We start from the raw sequence: 12,614 nt of genomic DNA on the forward strand, positions 1-12,614 counted from the left end.
TTGCCGAACCGGAGATCGATCGGCGGGGCCCTGTCGCGCCGCGCGCTGCTGGCGGGGGCCGCCGGGCTCACGGCAGCCGGACTCGGCCTCACCACCGACAGCACGAGCGCTCCCGTCGAGCAGCGCGTGTCGCTGGCCAAGAACGTCTCCGTGGAGCGGATCTACTCGCAGGCCCGCAAGCAGGCCGTGGACATGGTGGTCATCCACCCCAAGGGCGTCGATCCGCGGGGGCTGCCGGTGTGCCTGATGCTGCACGGGCGCTTCGGGGACGCGCTGGACTCGGTCTCCGGGCTGCCGATGTGGCTGTCGAACTCCGTTGCGGCCGGGCGGATTCCGCCGTTCACGCTGCTGTCGGTGGACGGTGGTCCGAACAACTACTGGCATCGCCGTCCCGGTGACGACGCGATGGGCATGCTGCTCGACGAGGTCCCGCAGTGGCTCTCCGAGCGCGAGCTCGGGAAGCCGATCGCGGCGGCGGGCATCTCGATGGGCGGCTTCGGCGCCCTGGTCTACGCCCGGCGGCGACGCGAGCTCGGCGACCCGCTGCAGACCGCGGGCGTCATCGCGCCCGCCCTGCACACCAGCTGGCGGGAGATGCGCAAGCGACGCGCGTTCACCAACGAGGCGGAGTGGCGCGCCATCGACCCGCTGCACCACCTCAACGCCCTCGGTGACCTGCCGATCGGTGTCTGGTGCGGGAACGCCGACCGCTTCATCGAAGGCACCCGCCGCTTCATCCGCCTCACCCACCCCACCTACGCCTCGACGAGTCCGGGCCGCCACAACAAGACCTACTTCCGCAAGGCCCTGCCCGAACTCGTCGACTTCATCGGCGGCCACATCCACCCCTGACCAGTGGTCCCCCGATCGAAAACCGCAACATTCATCGCGTCGAAAACCCCGGTTTTCGCGCGATGAATGTTGCGGTTTTCGCGCGATGAATGTTGCGGTTCTTGACGCGGGGGTGTGTTTGGGCTGGTGGGGGCCTAGACGAGGCGGAGTTGTTCCTGGGAGCGGCCTGCCGTGTAGGCGTCGGTGTCGAAGCGGTCGTGGAGCGGGGCCGTGCCGTAGAGGGTCCAGCGCAGGGCGGAGGGCCAGGGACCGTAGCCGGCGTCGGTGTTGAGGTGGCCGCCGTCGAGGATGACGTCCATCTCGACCTGGAGGTCCTCGGCGAGGGCGTGGGCGCGGTGCATCGGCAGCAAGGCGTCCCCGGTGCCGACCACCAGGCGGGTCACGCCCGCGGCGCGGCGCAGGGACGTGGCGTCGACCGGGTACGGGGTGATGTCACGAGCGTCCGGGTGGTCCCACTCGGTGTCCGGCGGGGCGACCAGCAGGACCCGGTCCGCGCGGCGGTCGTCGGGTCCGATGGTGGCCGCGTGGTGCAACCACAGGGCGACGCCGCAGGAGTGCGCGGCGACCACCAGCTCCGCCTCCGGCGGCACGGCGGCCAGGTGCTCGCGCAGCACCGGCAGCCAACGACGCAGGTCGGGGCGGTCCGGATCGGGGAGCACGGGGGCGTCGACGTGGACGTCCTCGTCCCGGAGCCGCGTCGCCAGCCACTGCTGCCAGTGCCAGGGGCCCGCACCGGTCATCCCGTGGACCAGCACAACACGCATCTCGCTCATGGCAGGCACTCCCGGACTCGTCGTCGCCACCCATCCAATATCAACTATTCCCCGCGGCCGCGCAGGACGTGGCACCGGGTGTCCGACATGACCGCGTCAGGTGCGCGAACGGCGAAGCGCCCCGTGCCGGGTTCGGCACGGGGCGCTCGCGAAGTGACAGCTCAGGCGGACTTCTCGCGCCGCTCCCGGCGGGACGCCTGACGGGCCACGATCGTCGGGTTGACGTTCTCCCGCACGGTCTGCTCGGTGATCACGACCTTGGCCACGTCCGAGCGGCTCGGGATGTCGTACATGACCGGCAGCAGGACCTCTTCCAGGATCGCGCGCAGACCGCGCGCCCCGGTGCCCCGCAGGATCGCCTGGTCGGCGATGGCCTCCAGCGCCGTCTTGGTGAACTCCAGCTCCACGTTGTCCATCTCGAACAAGCGCTTGTACTGCTTCACCAGCGCGTTGCGCGGCTCGGTGAGGATCTGCACCAGCGACGGCTTGTCGAGGTTGGTGACGCTCGCCATCGTGGGAAGACGACCGATGAACTCCGGGATCAAGCCGTACTTGATCAGGTCCTCGGGCATCACGTCGGAGAAGTAGTCGGCGGTGTCGATCTCGGTCTTGGACCGCAGCTCCGCGCCGAAGCCGACGCTGTGCTTGCCGACCCGCTCCTCGACGATCTTCTCCAGCCCGGCGAACGCGCCGGCCACGACGAACAGCACGTTCGTGGTGTCGATCTGGATGAACTCCTGGTGCGGGTGCTTGCGTCCGCCCTGCGGCGGCACGCTCGCGGTGGTGCCCTCCAGGATCTTCAGCAGCGCCTGCTGGACGCCCTCACCGGAGACGTCGCGGGTGATCGACGGGTTCTCGCTCTTGCGGGCGATCTTGTCGACCTCGTCGATGTAGATGATGCCGGTCTCGGCGCGCTTGACGTCGTAGTCGGCGGCCTGGATCAGCTTGAGCAGGATGTTCTCGACGTCCTCGCCCACGTAGCCGGCCTCGGTCAGCGCCGTGGCGTCGGCGATCGCGAAGGGAACGTTGAGCATCTTGGCGAGCGTCTGCGCCAGGTAGGTCTTGCCGCAGCCGGTCGGGCCGAGCATCAGGATGTTGGACTTGGCCAGCTCGACGGCCTCTTCACCCCGCGCCTCGCGCCGCTCACCGGCCTGGATGCGCTTGTAGTGGTTGTAGACCGCGACCGAGAGGTTGCGCTTGGCCGGGTCCTGCCCGATGACGTACTGGTCGAGGAACTCGTGGATCTCCGCGGGCTTGGGCAGCTCGTCGAGCTTGACCTCGCCGGCCTCGGCCAGCTCCTCCTCGATGATCTCGTTGCAGAGATCGATGCACTCATCGCAGATGTACACGCCGGGGCCGGCGATGAGTTTCTTCACCTGCTTCTGGCTCTTCCCGCAGAAGGAGCACTTCAGCAGGTCGCCGCCGTCACCGATACGTGCCATGACCGCTGACCCCGTCCCCTCCGGCACACCCTCCGAACGGCGTGCCTGACCGTATGTGCCTCCGACGGTACCTGTCGTTCCCCGGGTTCGGGGAGACTCACAGTGTCCGCCATCGCCGTGCGTGCTGTGACCAGCGTCGCGCTCGGCGTGTCGCGGCCCGTGCGGCCGGGCGTGGCGCCCGTCGAGCCGCGTGCCCGCGACCGGAACTCACGCTGCCGGAACGTTTCCCGGGGACCCGGAGGCCCCCGGGAAGCGCTGACGCTCCCGGCCCTGTGACCTCGTGCAAGCGGCGCAGCCGCGAGCCGTGCACACCACGCTCGCAACCTGCACCGCCGCGGGTTCTCAGCGGTTCTCCGGGGAGGACGCCGTGACGCCGTGCACTGGCGTGCATCAGGAGTGGCGCCCGGCCCCGGAGGACCGCTGAGGTTCCGCTACCCGCACCGCCAAGCGAGGTGAGTGCGGCGGCAAAGCCTCAGGACTGCTGCGACGAGAGCTTCCGGTACGGCACGACCTCGTCGATGATGCCGTACTCCTTGGCCTGCTCGGCCGTGAGGATCTTGTCGCGGTCGACGTCCTCGTGCACCTGCTCCTGGGAGCGCTTGGTGTGCTTGGCCAGCGAGGACTCCATGAGGTCGCGCATCCGCTGGACCTCGTCGGCCTGGATCTCCAGGTCGGAGACCTGACCGTAGATGCCCTCCACGGACGGCTGGTGGATCAGCACGCGGGAGTTGGGCAGCGCCTGGCGCTTGCCCTCGGTGCCCGCGGCCAGCAGCACCGCCGCCGCCGAGGCCGCCTGGCCCAGGCAGATGGTGCGCACGTCGGGGCGCACGTACTGGATGGTGTCGTAGATGGCCATCATCGCGGTGAACGAGCCACCGGGGGAGTTGATGTACATCTGGATCTCGCGGTCCGGGTCGTCGGACTCCAGGAACAGCAGCTGCGCCATGACGTCGTTGGCCGAGGCGTCGTCGACCTGGACACCGAGGAACACGATGCGCTCCTCGAACAGCTTGTTGTACGGGTTGGACTCCTTGACCCCGTACGCGGTGCGCTCGACGAACGACGGCAGCACGTACCGGGACTGCAACGACTGGTAAGGGTTCACGACGGGTGACTCCTCGTAATTCGGTCCGGGTGCGGGAGAGGTGATCAGCTGGTCGGCAGGTTCGCCGCGCTCGCCACGTAGTCCACGAGCCCGTAGTCGCGGGCCTCCTCGGCGGTGAACCACCGGTCCCGGTCGAAGTCGGTCATGATCGTCTCGACGGACTTGCCCGTCTGCCCGGCGATCAGGGAGGCCATCTCCTCCTTGTGCTTGGAGAACATCTTGGCCTGGATCGCGATGTCGGCCGCGGTTCCGCCCAGTCCGGCCGAGGGCTGGTGCATCATGATCCGCGCGTGCGGCAGCGCGAAGCGCTTGCCCTTGGCACCCGCGGAGAGCAGGAACTGCCCCATCGAGGCCGCCATGCCCATCGCGACCGTGGCGACGTCCGGCTTGATCAGCTCCATGGTGTCGTAGATCGCCATGCCCGCCGTGACCGAACCGCCCGGCGAGTTGATGTACAGCGAAATGTCGCGGTCCGGGTCCTCGGCCGCCAGCAGCAGCAGCTGCGAGCAGATCTGGTTCGAGATGTTCTCCTCGACCTGGGAGCCGAGGACGATGATCCGCTCGCGCAGCAGTCGCTCGTACACCGAGTCGTTGAGCGAGAGTCCGTTCGTGCCCGTCCGCATGGACGGCGCCTGCGCGTCGGACGCCGGAACAGTCAGGTGCTGCGTCACGTCTCCCCTGCCTTCTCCCACATTGGGCCCTTGTCCACCCTGGTCGGTCGGGTCGTCCCGGAGCTCGTCGGCGGTCCTTCCAAAATGGACCGGACGAACCACCGGGAGTCCTCGGCGACCGCAGGTGATGTCCTGCTTCCCTACTCGGGTGATCCGCTACAACCGACCCTAACGAACGTGGACGGCACCAGCTTCCCAGTACCGCCCACGTTCGCTTAGAGCTTGCGTATCAAGTTGTCCGGCGAGAGCCCGGTCACTGCTTGGCGGACTCGGCCTTCTCGTCGTCGGCCTCGACCTCGGCGGCGTCGCCCTCGACGACCGCGGGGGTCTCCTCGTCCTCCTGCGGACCGAACAGCTCGTCCATGTCCAGCGCGTTGCCCGACGCGTCGGTCACGGTGGCCTGGCGGACCACCGAGAACAGCGCCTTGCTGCGGCGGACGTCGGCGAACAGCGCGCCGATCTGGCCCGACTCCTGGGCCTGCTGCACGAACTGGTCGGGGCTCATGCCGAAGCGCTGCGCCTGGTAGATGATCCGCTGCGTCAGCTCCTCGTCCGAGACCGACACGCCCTCTTCATCGGCGATGGTGTCCAGCACCAGCTGGGTGCGAACGGCCTTCTCGGCCTCTTCGCGGGTCTCGGCGTCGAACTGCTCGCGAGTCTTGTCCTGGGACTCCAGGTACGCCTCGAAGGCCTTCTCGTCGTGGTCGAACGGGTGCACCGCGTCGTGCTGGCGCACCTCGATCTCCTGCTCGACGACCTTCTCCGGGAGCGGGATCTCGACGGTCTCGAGCAGCACGTCCAGGACCTTGTCCCGGGCCTGCATGCCCTGCTCCATCTTCTTGACCCGGCCCAGGCGCTCGCGCAGGTCCGCGATCAGCTCTTCGGCGGTGTCGAACTCGCTGGCCATCTGGGCGAACTCGTCGTCGGCCTCGGGCAGCTGGCGCTCCTTGACGGAGTTCACCTTGACCGAGACCTCGGCGTCCTTGCCGGCGTACTCGCCGGCCACCAGCTTGGTGGTGAAGGTCTTGGTCTCGCCCTCGGTCGCGCCGATCACGGCGTCGTCGATGCCCTCGACGAGCTGGCCCGAGCCGATCTCGTAGGACAGGCCCGAGGTCTGGGCGTCCTCGACCTCTTCGCCGTCGACCGTGGCCGACAGGTCGATGCTGAGGAAGTCGCCCTCCTGCGCGGGGCGGTCGACGCCGGTCAGGGTGCCGAAACGAGCGCGCAGCGAGTCGAGCTGCTCGTTGACGTCCTCTTCCGCGACCTCGACGTCGTCGACGCTCACCGACAGCTCGCCGAAGGCGGGCACGGTGATCTCGGGGCGGACGTCGACCTCGGCGGTGAACGCGATCTCCGCGCCGTCCTCGATCTTGGTCACCTCGATGTCCGGGCGACCGAGGGTGCGCAGCTCGTCGCTGTTGACAGCCTCCAGGTACTTGGCCGGAACCGCCTCGTTGACGACCTCGTCGAGCACGGGCCCACGACCGATGCGGCTCTCCAGCACCCGCGCCGGGACCTTGCCCGGCCGGAAGCCGGGGATGCGGACCTGCTGGGCGAGTTCCTTGTACGCGCGGTCGAAGTTCGGCTTGAGCTCGTCGAACGGCACCTCGACGTTGATCCGGACGCGCGTCGGGCTCAGGTGCTCGACGGTGCTCTTCACGTGGTCTCCTAGTGCGAACGTGCTTGATTCCCCGGCGCTGGCCTTGAGGGCGCGGCCAAACACCACGTCCAATGCCGGGCTGACCACCGAGTCTATTGCTTCCCACCCGAGCACACGGTCCGGGGTTGCGACAAGTGCCCCGCACCGGCCCTCGCACCGGCTCAGCGAGCGGGCGGAACGCCCAGCTCGGTCGGCGTCGCAGCGGTCACGATGCCCGCCGCCGGAGACGTGGTGGGGACGACCTGCGGACCGGGCACCCACAGCGACACGGCGACGAGCGCCACCACGGCGGCGGCGCACAGGGCCGCGCACACCGCGGCGGCGGACCGCTGAACGCCGGTTCCGGCCGGAATCGCATCACGCACGCCGGGGAAATCGGAGCGGTTCACCGAGTCGTTACCGGGGACCACCCGCCGGTGCGGCGGGGATCACCCCGGGAGAAGCGGAACCGGCCACTCGCGAGCACTGCGAGCGGCCGGCCGACACGTCGGGGTGGCGGGATTTGAACCCACGACCCCTCGCACCCAAAGCGAGTGCGCTACCAACCTGCGCCACACCCCGTCCGACGTGCGGCGCACCCGGGAATCACCGGGTGCGTTGCGAAGAGCTTATCGCGACCGGTTAAGCTAGGGCACGCAAGGTCACCAACGGACCGCGGCAACCCCGCGGCGACCAGGTGGAACCGGCACGCGGGCGTAGCTCAATGGTAGAGCCCCAGTCTTCCAAACTGGCTACGCGGGTTCGATTCCCGTCGCCCGCTCCGAGCAGGGCGGAGACCCCGGTGACGCAGCCGGGATCTCCGCCCTTCTTCGTGCCCGCGCTCGACTCGCGAGGGGCGGTTTTCGACCAGCGAGACGCCTGTGACCGGCGACAACATCGTCTTGGGGATTGTCGGCCGAGTGCGGGATGCTGAAGGTGTTTCCGGTCTTTTCGGCGGGGGGATTTCGTGCGGCGGCTCGAGTACAAGTGGCTGGTCGGCATCACGTTCGTGCTGGCGCTGATCATGCAGATCCTGGACGTCACGATCCTCAACGTGGCCCTGGCCACGCTGGGTCGTGAGTTCCACGCCGAGCCCGCGCAGCTGCAGTGGGTGCTGACCGGCTACATGATCAGCCTGGCGGTGTTCATCCCCTCGTCCGGCTGGATCGCCGACCGCTTCGGCAGCAAGAAGACCTTCCAGGCCGCGGTCGTCATCTTCACGCTGGCCTCGATGCTGTGCGGGTTGGCGGTGTCGATGGAGATGCTCGTCGGCTCGCGCATCCTGCAGGGAGTCGGCGGCGGCATGCTCGTGCCCGTCGGCCAGGCCATGATGTTCCGCGCCTTCCCGGCCCACGAGCGCGCCAAGGCCGGGGCGGTGCTGTCGATCCCGATCACCGTCGCACCGATGCTGGGACCGCTGCTCGGCGGCGTCCTGGTCGAGTTCGCGAGCTGGCGGTGGATCTTCTTCATCAACCTGCCGGTGGGCGCGCTGGCGCTGCTGTTCACGATCCTGTTCCTCAAGGAGGAGAGCACCCGCGACCCGGGCCGCTTCGACGTGCCGGGCTTCGTGCTCGCCGGCGCGGGCCTGGCCACGCTGCTGGTCGGGCTGGACCAGGGCGCGCAGATCGGCTGGACGCGGCCCGCGGTGTGGTTGAGCCTGATCGCGGCCGCGCTGCTCATCGGCGGTCTGGTGTGGCGGGAGCTCGCCGTGCGCTCGCCGATGCTGGACCTGCGGTTGCTGGGCGACCGGCTGTTCGGCACCGGCAACCTGCTGCTGCTGTGCATGACCGGGGCGATGTTCGGCGTGCTGTTCCTCATCCCGCTCTACCTGCAGACGCTGCGCGGGGTGTCGCCGATGTTCGCGGGCCTGGTGCTGATGCCGCAGGCGCTGGCGATGCTGGCCACCACGCAGGTCGTCAGCCGCGTCTACGGGCGCATCGGCCCGAAGCGCCTGGTGATCGCCGGGTTCGTCGTCCAGCTGATCATCGGCGGGATGCTGCAGCTGCAGAACCTGTCGACGCCGCTGTGGGCGCTGGGCCTGATGCTGGCCACCCAGGGCCTGGCGATGGGCCTGCTGATGACGCCGGTGCAGACCGCGACGTTCGCTCAGATCTCCGGTCCCGCGATGGGCATGGCGAGCTCGATGTTCAACGTCACCCGCCAGGTCGCCACCGCGCTGGGCACGGCGGTGGTGGCGACGGTGCTCACGGTCCTCTCGCAGCACAACCAATCCACTGTGGACCCGTCCGTGCCTGCGGCTGCGGCCGAAGCGCAGCTGGGCGCGTTCCACGGCGCGTTCCTGGTCTCGGTGGCGTTCGCGGTGCTGGGTATTGTGCTCGCATTGCGGGTGCGCGACGCCGATGCCGCGGCCACTCTCGACCGCCCGAAAGCCGCCGCACGGCAGGGTGAACCCGAGCCGTCGAAGCCGTGAGATAGGTCAAGCGCGCCCCACTTCCGGACACGTCCGGGCACTATGTGAGGGGTGACCGACATGCCACATGCCGATCAGGTTCGCAATCACACCCGCTGGCGCACCGACTGGCACCGCGGCCGCACCGGCTACGCCTGGGTGCTGCCGCTGGCCGACCAGCCCGGGCTGCGCAAACTGGTCAACGACTACCAGTACGCGCTGCGCGATCTGCCCGGTTTCGACCTGGTCCCGCTGGAATGGATGCACATCCTGGTGCAGGAGATCGGGTTCACCGACGAGGTGGATCCGTCCCGCATCGAGCCGCTGCTGGAGGCCGCGCGGCCGAAGCTGGCCGAGGTCATGCCGCTGACGCTGGCGTTCCACCACGCGGTCGTGCTGCCCGAGTCGCTGGCGCTGCCCGCCGAGCCGCAATCGAGCGTGCTCGACCTGCGCGCGGCCGTGCGCGAGGCCACCTCTGAGGTGCTCGACTCGGTCCCGTCGGAGCCCGAGGACATCGACAAGCACGTCAGCCTCGCCCACTCCACGACCGACGGTCCGGCGATCTTCGCCATCGCGACCCTGCAGGCCACCATCGTCGAGTCGGCGACCGCGAAGGTCTCGGCGTTGTCGCTGGTCAAGATGAGCCGCGACCACTCCAGCACCGAGTGGGAGACGATCGCCGAGGTGCCGCTGGGCGGCTGAAAAACGGGTCGCCTCGATCTCCCCGGAGCGGTACCAATGCTGCATGGGCAATCTTGAGGCGAGGCGGCTCGACGACTCCGAGCACGACGAGTTCACGTCCGTGTTCGGGGCCGCGTTCCTGGAGGACTCCGAGGCGGACCTGGCGCGGCTGAGGCCGATCGTCTCGCACCTCACGCCGCTCGGGGTGTTCGACGAGGCCGAGATGGTGGGCTGCGGCGGGCACTACTCGACGTACATGAGCCTGCCCGGTGCGCGGAGCTGCCCCGTCGCGGGCGTGACGCTCGTCGGCGTCAAGCCAGGTCACCGCCGTCGCGGCGTGCTGACGGCCCTGATGCGCGCGCAGCTCGACGGCCTGCGCGACGCCGACGTCCCGCTGGCCGCGCTGTACGCCTCCGAAGGCGCCATCTACGGCCGGTTCGGCTACGGCACGGCGAGCTTCGAGAACCACCTCTCGCTGCCCGGCCGGGTCGCGTTCCGCGGTGACGTGGAGGTCGACGAGCGGCCGGTGCGCGAGATCGACCTGGACGAGGCGCTGCCGGCGATCTACGCGCAGCACGCGCGGGCGGCGGCGAGCCGGCCGGGCTGGATCGGCCGCGACAGCGCGTGGCGGGCCCGGGAGCGGATGCGGCAGGCCCGCGCGGGTCGCGCGCCCTACCGCTGCGCCCTGCACGACGGCGGCCACGCGATCTACCGGGTTTCCCCGGACTGGACGGAGCGCGGCCCGGACTACCGGATGGAGGTCGTCTCGCTGGTCGCCGACGACCCCGCCTCCTACGCCGCGCTGTGCCGTCACCTGCTGGACTTCGACCTGGTCAGCGAGGTCACCTGGCGCAAGGCGGCGGTCGACGAGCCGGTGGTGCGGATGCTGGTCGATCCGCGCGCGGCCGCGCAGCGCGTCGTCGACGGCGTGTGGCTGCGGTTGGTCGACCTCGAAGCCGCGCTGACCTCCCGCGACTACCTCGCGGACGTGGACGTGGTGCTGGAGGTGCGCGACGCGTTCTGCCCGTGGAACGAGGGCCGCTGGCGGCTGCGCACCCGCGCGAGCGCGGTCGAGCGCACCTCCGAGCCGGCGCAGCTGGCGCTGGACGTGGCGGATCTGGCCGCGGCCTACCTGGGCGGGAGCACGCTGCACCAGCTCGCAGCGGCCGGGCGGGTGCGCGAGCTGGAGCCGGGTGCGCTGACCGCCGCTTCGGGCGCTGGCGGGCGATCGCGCTCCGAGCTGTCCCGACGCCTTCTGACGCGCGTACCGTCGAGGGCAACGGCGTCCCCCGGGGAGGCAGGGATGACCAGCGCACTCGTGGTTCTGCTGATCGTGCTAGTCGTGCTGGGCACCGCCGTGTGGTGGTCCCGGCGGAAGGTGCTGGCGCACCAGCGCAAGCAGCTGGAGGACGACAAGGCCGAGGCCCGCCGCTGGGTGGAGCGGCTGGGCGGTCAGGTCCTCAACCTCGTCGGCACCGACGAGGCCGCCAAGCAGGCCCTGGCCGACGCCTCCGAGCGGCACGCCGCGGCGCTCACCCAGCTGGAGGCGGCCACCACGGCCAAGCAGGCCCGGCTGACCTCGGAGACGGCGATGGAGGGCCTGTGCTACGTGCGCGCCGCACGCCTGGCGATGGACATGGACCCCGGTCCGGAGCTGCCGGTCCTGACGGGTCAGCGCTACGCGGGCCACGTCGACGAGGAACGCGAGGTCGAGGTCGACGGCAGGACGCAGGTCGCCTCGCCGCACCCGAGCGAGCGCACGCCGCACTACTACCCCGGCGGCACGGTCGCCGGGAAGCCGGTCCCCCAGGGCTGGTACAGCGACCCGTGGTGGAAGCCCGCCCTGGCCGCAGGCGTGTGGACCGCGGGTTCGTACGCGCTGATGTCGGCCATGTTCGTGGGCATGGCCACGGTCCCCGCGGAGGCCGCCTACGCCGACGGCTACGCGGACGGCATGAACGCCGACGGCGCAGGCCCCGACGGGATGGACCCGGGAGCGGACGGCATGAACCCGGACACCTTCAACGACGGCGGCCTCGACGGCTTCGACCTCGGCGGCTTCGGCTTCTGAGCGCTCGGCAACGGACAGTTTTAGCCATAATCACCCATGATCGATGTCCGTTTTGCCCGGACAATTATGGCTAAAACTGTCCAGTGCCGGTCATTCGGGTTGGCAGGTGGGGCACCAGTAGAGGTTGCGGGCGACGAGGTCGGCTCTGGCGATCTCGTCACCGCAGATGAGGCAGGGCATTCCGGCGCGGCGGTAGGTGTAGACCTCGCCGCCGTGGCGGTCCTGGCGCGGGGCTCTGCCGGTGGCCTCGGGGAGGTGTTCGGGGCGGACCGTGTCGATGCGGCCGACCTTGACGCCGTCGGCCATGAGCTCGACCAGGTCGGCCCAGATGAGCTCCCAGCGCTCGCGCCCCAGGTCGCGTCCGGGCGTCATGGGCGGGATGCCGTGCCGGAACAGCACTTCGGCGCGGTAGACGTTGCCGACGCCGGCGAGGACCTTCTGATCCATCAGCAGCGCGGCGATGCTGGTGCGCGACTTCGAGATCCGCGTCCACGCGCGCTCGGGATCGGCGTCCACGCGCAGCGGGTCCGGGCCGAGCCGGTCGCGGACGGCCGCGACCTCGTCCGGCGTGATCAGCTCGCAGCGGGTGGGACCGCGCAGGTCGGCGAAGTGAGTTCGGCCGACGAGGCGCATCCGCACCTGCCCGCGCGGCTCGGTGACCGGCAGCTCGGTTTCGGTGAACGTGCCGTAGAGCCCGAGGTGGACGTGCACGACGCGGTCCGCGCCGTAGCAGTGGAACAGGTGCTTGCCGTGCGCCTCAGCGCGCTCGAACACGGCTCCGTCCAGCTCCGATGCGCTGGAGGCGAAGCGCCCCTGCGGGCTGCTGACCCGGACCCGGGTGCCCGCGAACAGCTCCTGGTGCACCCCGGCGAGCCGGTGCAGCGTGTGGCCCTCCGGCAAAACCGTCCTCCCGAAGTCGTTGTGCGCGCGGGAGAAAAGTCAAGCACACGGGCGTCGCACCACCCGTCCG

At 69.8% G+C, this 12,614-nt stretch carries 11 protein-coding genes and 2 tRNA genes; 5 read left to right on the forward strand and 8 right to left on the reverse strand.

The genetic code is table 11. The features are described from left to right. Nucleotides 1-852 (forward strand): alpha/beta hydrolase family protein, encoded by an 852-nt coding sequence (locus REH65_RS11290; RefSeq protein WP_281457121.1) that lies wholly within the window; start codon nucleotides 1-3, stop codon nucleotides 850-852. Between the two features lie 134 nt (nucleotides 853-986). Here the strand turns inward: REH65_RS11290 and REH65_RS11295 are convergent, their stop codons facing one another. From REH65_RS11295 to REH65_RS11325, 7 genes are all read right to left on the reverse strand, one after another. Further along, nucleotides 987-1,625 carry an alpha/beta hydrolase gene (locus REH65_RS11295; protein ID WP_281457122.1) on the reverse strand — a complete coding sequence of 213 codons (639 nt, stop codon included), beginning with the start codon at nucleotides 1,623-1,625 and terminating at the stop codon, nucleotides 987-989. A 161-nt stretch (nucleotides 1,626-1,786) separates the two neighbouring features. Beyond that, nucleotides 1,787-3,067, reverse strand: a complete 1,281-nt coding sequence (gene clpX, locus REH65_RS11300; RefSeq protein WP_281457123.1) for an ATP-dependent Clp protease ATP-binding subunit ClpX — start codon at nucleotides 3,065-3,067, stop codon at nucleotides 1,787-1,789. A 472-nt stretch (nucleotides 3,068-3,539) separates the two neighbouring features. Next, entirely contained in the window at nucleotides 3,540-4,172 is a 633-nt protein-coding gene (locus tag REH65_RS11305; RefSeq protein ID WP_093421173.1) for an ATP-dependent Clp protease proteolytic subunit, read from the reverse strand. Nucleotides 4,173-4,216: 44 nt separating this feature from the next. After that, nucleotides 4,217-4,843 carry an ATP-dependent Clp protease proteolytic subunit gene (locus REH65_RS11310; RefSeq protein ID WP_281457124.1) on the reverse strand — a complete coding sequence of 209 codons (627 nt, stop codon included), beginning with the start codon at nucleotides 4,841-4,843 and terminating at the stop codon, nucleotides 4,217-4,219. 253 nt (nucleotides 4,844-5,096) lie between these two features. Next, nucleotides 5,097-6,503, reverse strand: coding sequence for a trigger factor (gene tig, locus REH65_RS11315; RefSeq protein WP_406692385.1), 1,407 nt, complete (start codon nucleotides 6,501-6,503; stop codon nucleotides 5,097-5,099). A gap of 161 nt (nucleotides 6,504-6,664) precedes the next feature. Then, nucleotides 6,665-6,868, reverse strand: coding sequence for a hypothetical protein (locus REH65_RS11320; protein ID WP_281457126.1), 204 nt, complete (start codon nucleotides 6,866-6,868; stop codon nucleotides 6,665-6,667). 122 nt (nucleotides 6,869-6,990) lie between these two features. Continuing rightward, nucleotides 6,991-7,064, reverse strand: a tRNA-Pro gene (locus REH65_RS11325). Between the two features lie 128 nt (nucleotides 7,065-7,192). On the opposite strand from REH65_RS11325, the gene REH65_RS11330 reads away from it, so the two are divergent. From REH65_RS11330 to REH65_RS11345, 4 genes are all read left to right on the forward strand, one after another. After that, nucleotides 7,193-7,263, forward strand: a tRNA-Gly gene (locus tag REH65_RS11330). A gap of 186 nt (nucleotides 7,264-7,449) precedes the next feature. Beyond that, the gene (locus REH65_RS11335; RefSeq protein WP_281457127.1) at nucleotides 7,450-8,913 is read left to right on the forward strand and encodes a DHA2 family efflux MFS transporter permease subunit; all 1,464 of its coding nucleotides are present in this window, start codon (nucleotides 7,450-7,452) and stop codon (nucleotides 8,911-8,913) included. A gap of 60 nt (nucleotides 8,914-8,973) precedes the next feature. After that, nucleotides 8,974-9,594 carry a 2'-5' RNA ligase family protein gene (locus REH65_RS11340; protein ID WP_281457128.1) on the forward strand — a complete coding sequence of 207 codons (621 nt, stop codon included), beginning with the start codon at nucleotides 8,974-8,976 and terminating at the stop codon, nucleotides 9,592-9,594. A 43-nt stretch (nucleotides 9,595-9,637) separates the two neighbouring features. Continuing rightward, nucleotides 9,638-11,644: a GNAT family N-acetyltransferase gene (locus REH65_RS11345; RefSeq protein ID WP_406692386.1), complete on the forward strand. Its 2,007-nt coding sequence runs from the start codon at nucleotides 9,638-9,640 to the stop codon at nucleotides 11,642-11,644. 90 nt (nucleotides 11,645-11,734) lie between these two features. Here REH65_RS11345 and REH65_RS11350 read toward each other — a convergent pair whose 3' ends face one another. Beyond that, nucleotides 11,735-12,544, reverse strand: coding sequence for an Fpg/Nei family DNA glycosylase (locus REH65_RS11350; RefSeq protein ID WP_406692387.1), 810 nt, complete (start codon nucleotides 12,542-12,544; stop codon nucleotides 11,735-11,737). Between the last annotated feature and the right edge of the window lie 70 nt (nucleotides 12,545-12,614).

The organism is Saccharopolyspora sp. ID03-671 (genome assembly GCF_045278815.1).
In the GTDB taxonomy this organism is placed as follows: Bacteria; Actinomycetota; Actinomycetes; order Mycobacteriales; family Pseudonocardiaceae; genus Saccharopolyspora; species Saccharopolyspora ipomoeae.

What these genes read in the sequence shown, in the direction of transcription:
- REH65_RS11340 (WP_281457128.1), top strand. Translation starts at nt 8,974, where the DNA reads ATGCCACATGCCGATCAGGTTCGCAATCACACCCGCTGGCGCACCGAC.
- REH65_RS11295 (WP_281457122.1), bottom strand. Translation starts at nt 1,625, where the DNA reads ATGAGCGAGATGCGTGTTGTGCTGGTCCACGGGATGACCGGTGCGGGC.
- REH65_RS11345 (WP_406692386.1), top strand. Translation starts at nt 9,638, where the DNA reads ATGGGCAATCTTGAGGCGAGGCGGCTCGACGACTCCGAGCACGACGAG.
- clpX (WP_281457123.1), bottom strand. Translation starts at nt 3,067, where the DNA reads ATGGCACGTATCGGTGACGGCGGCGACCTGCTGAAGTGCTCCTTCTGC.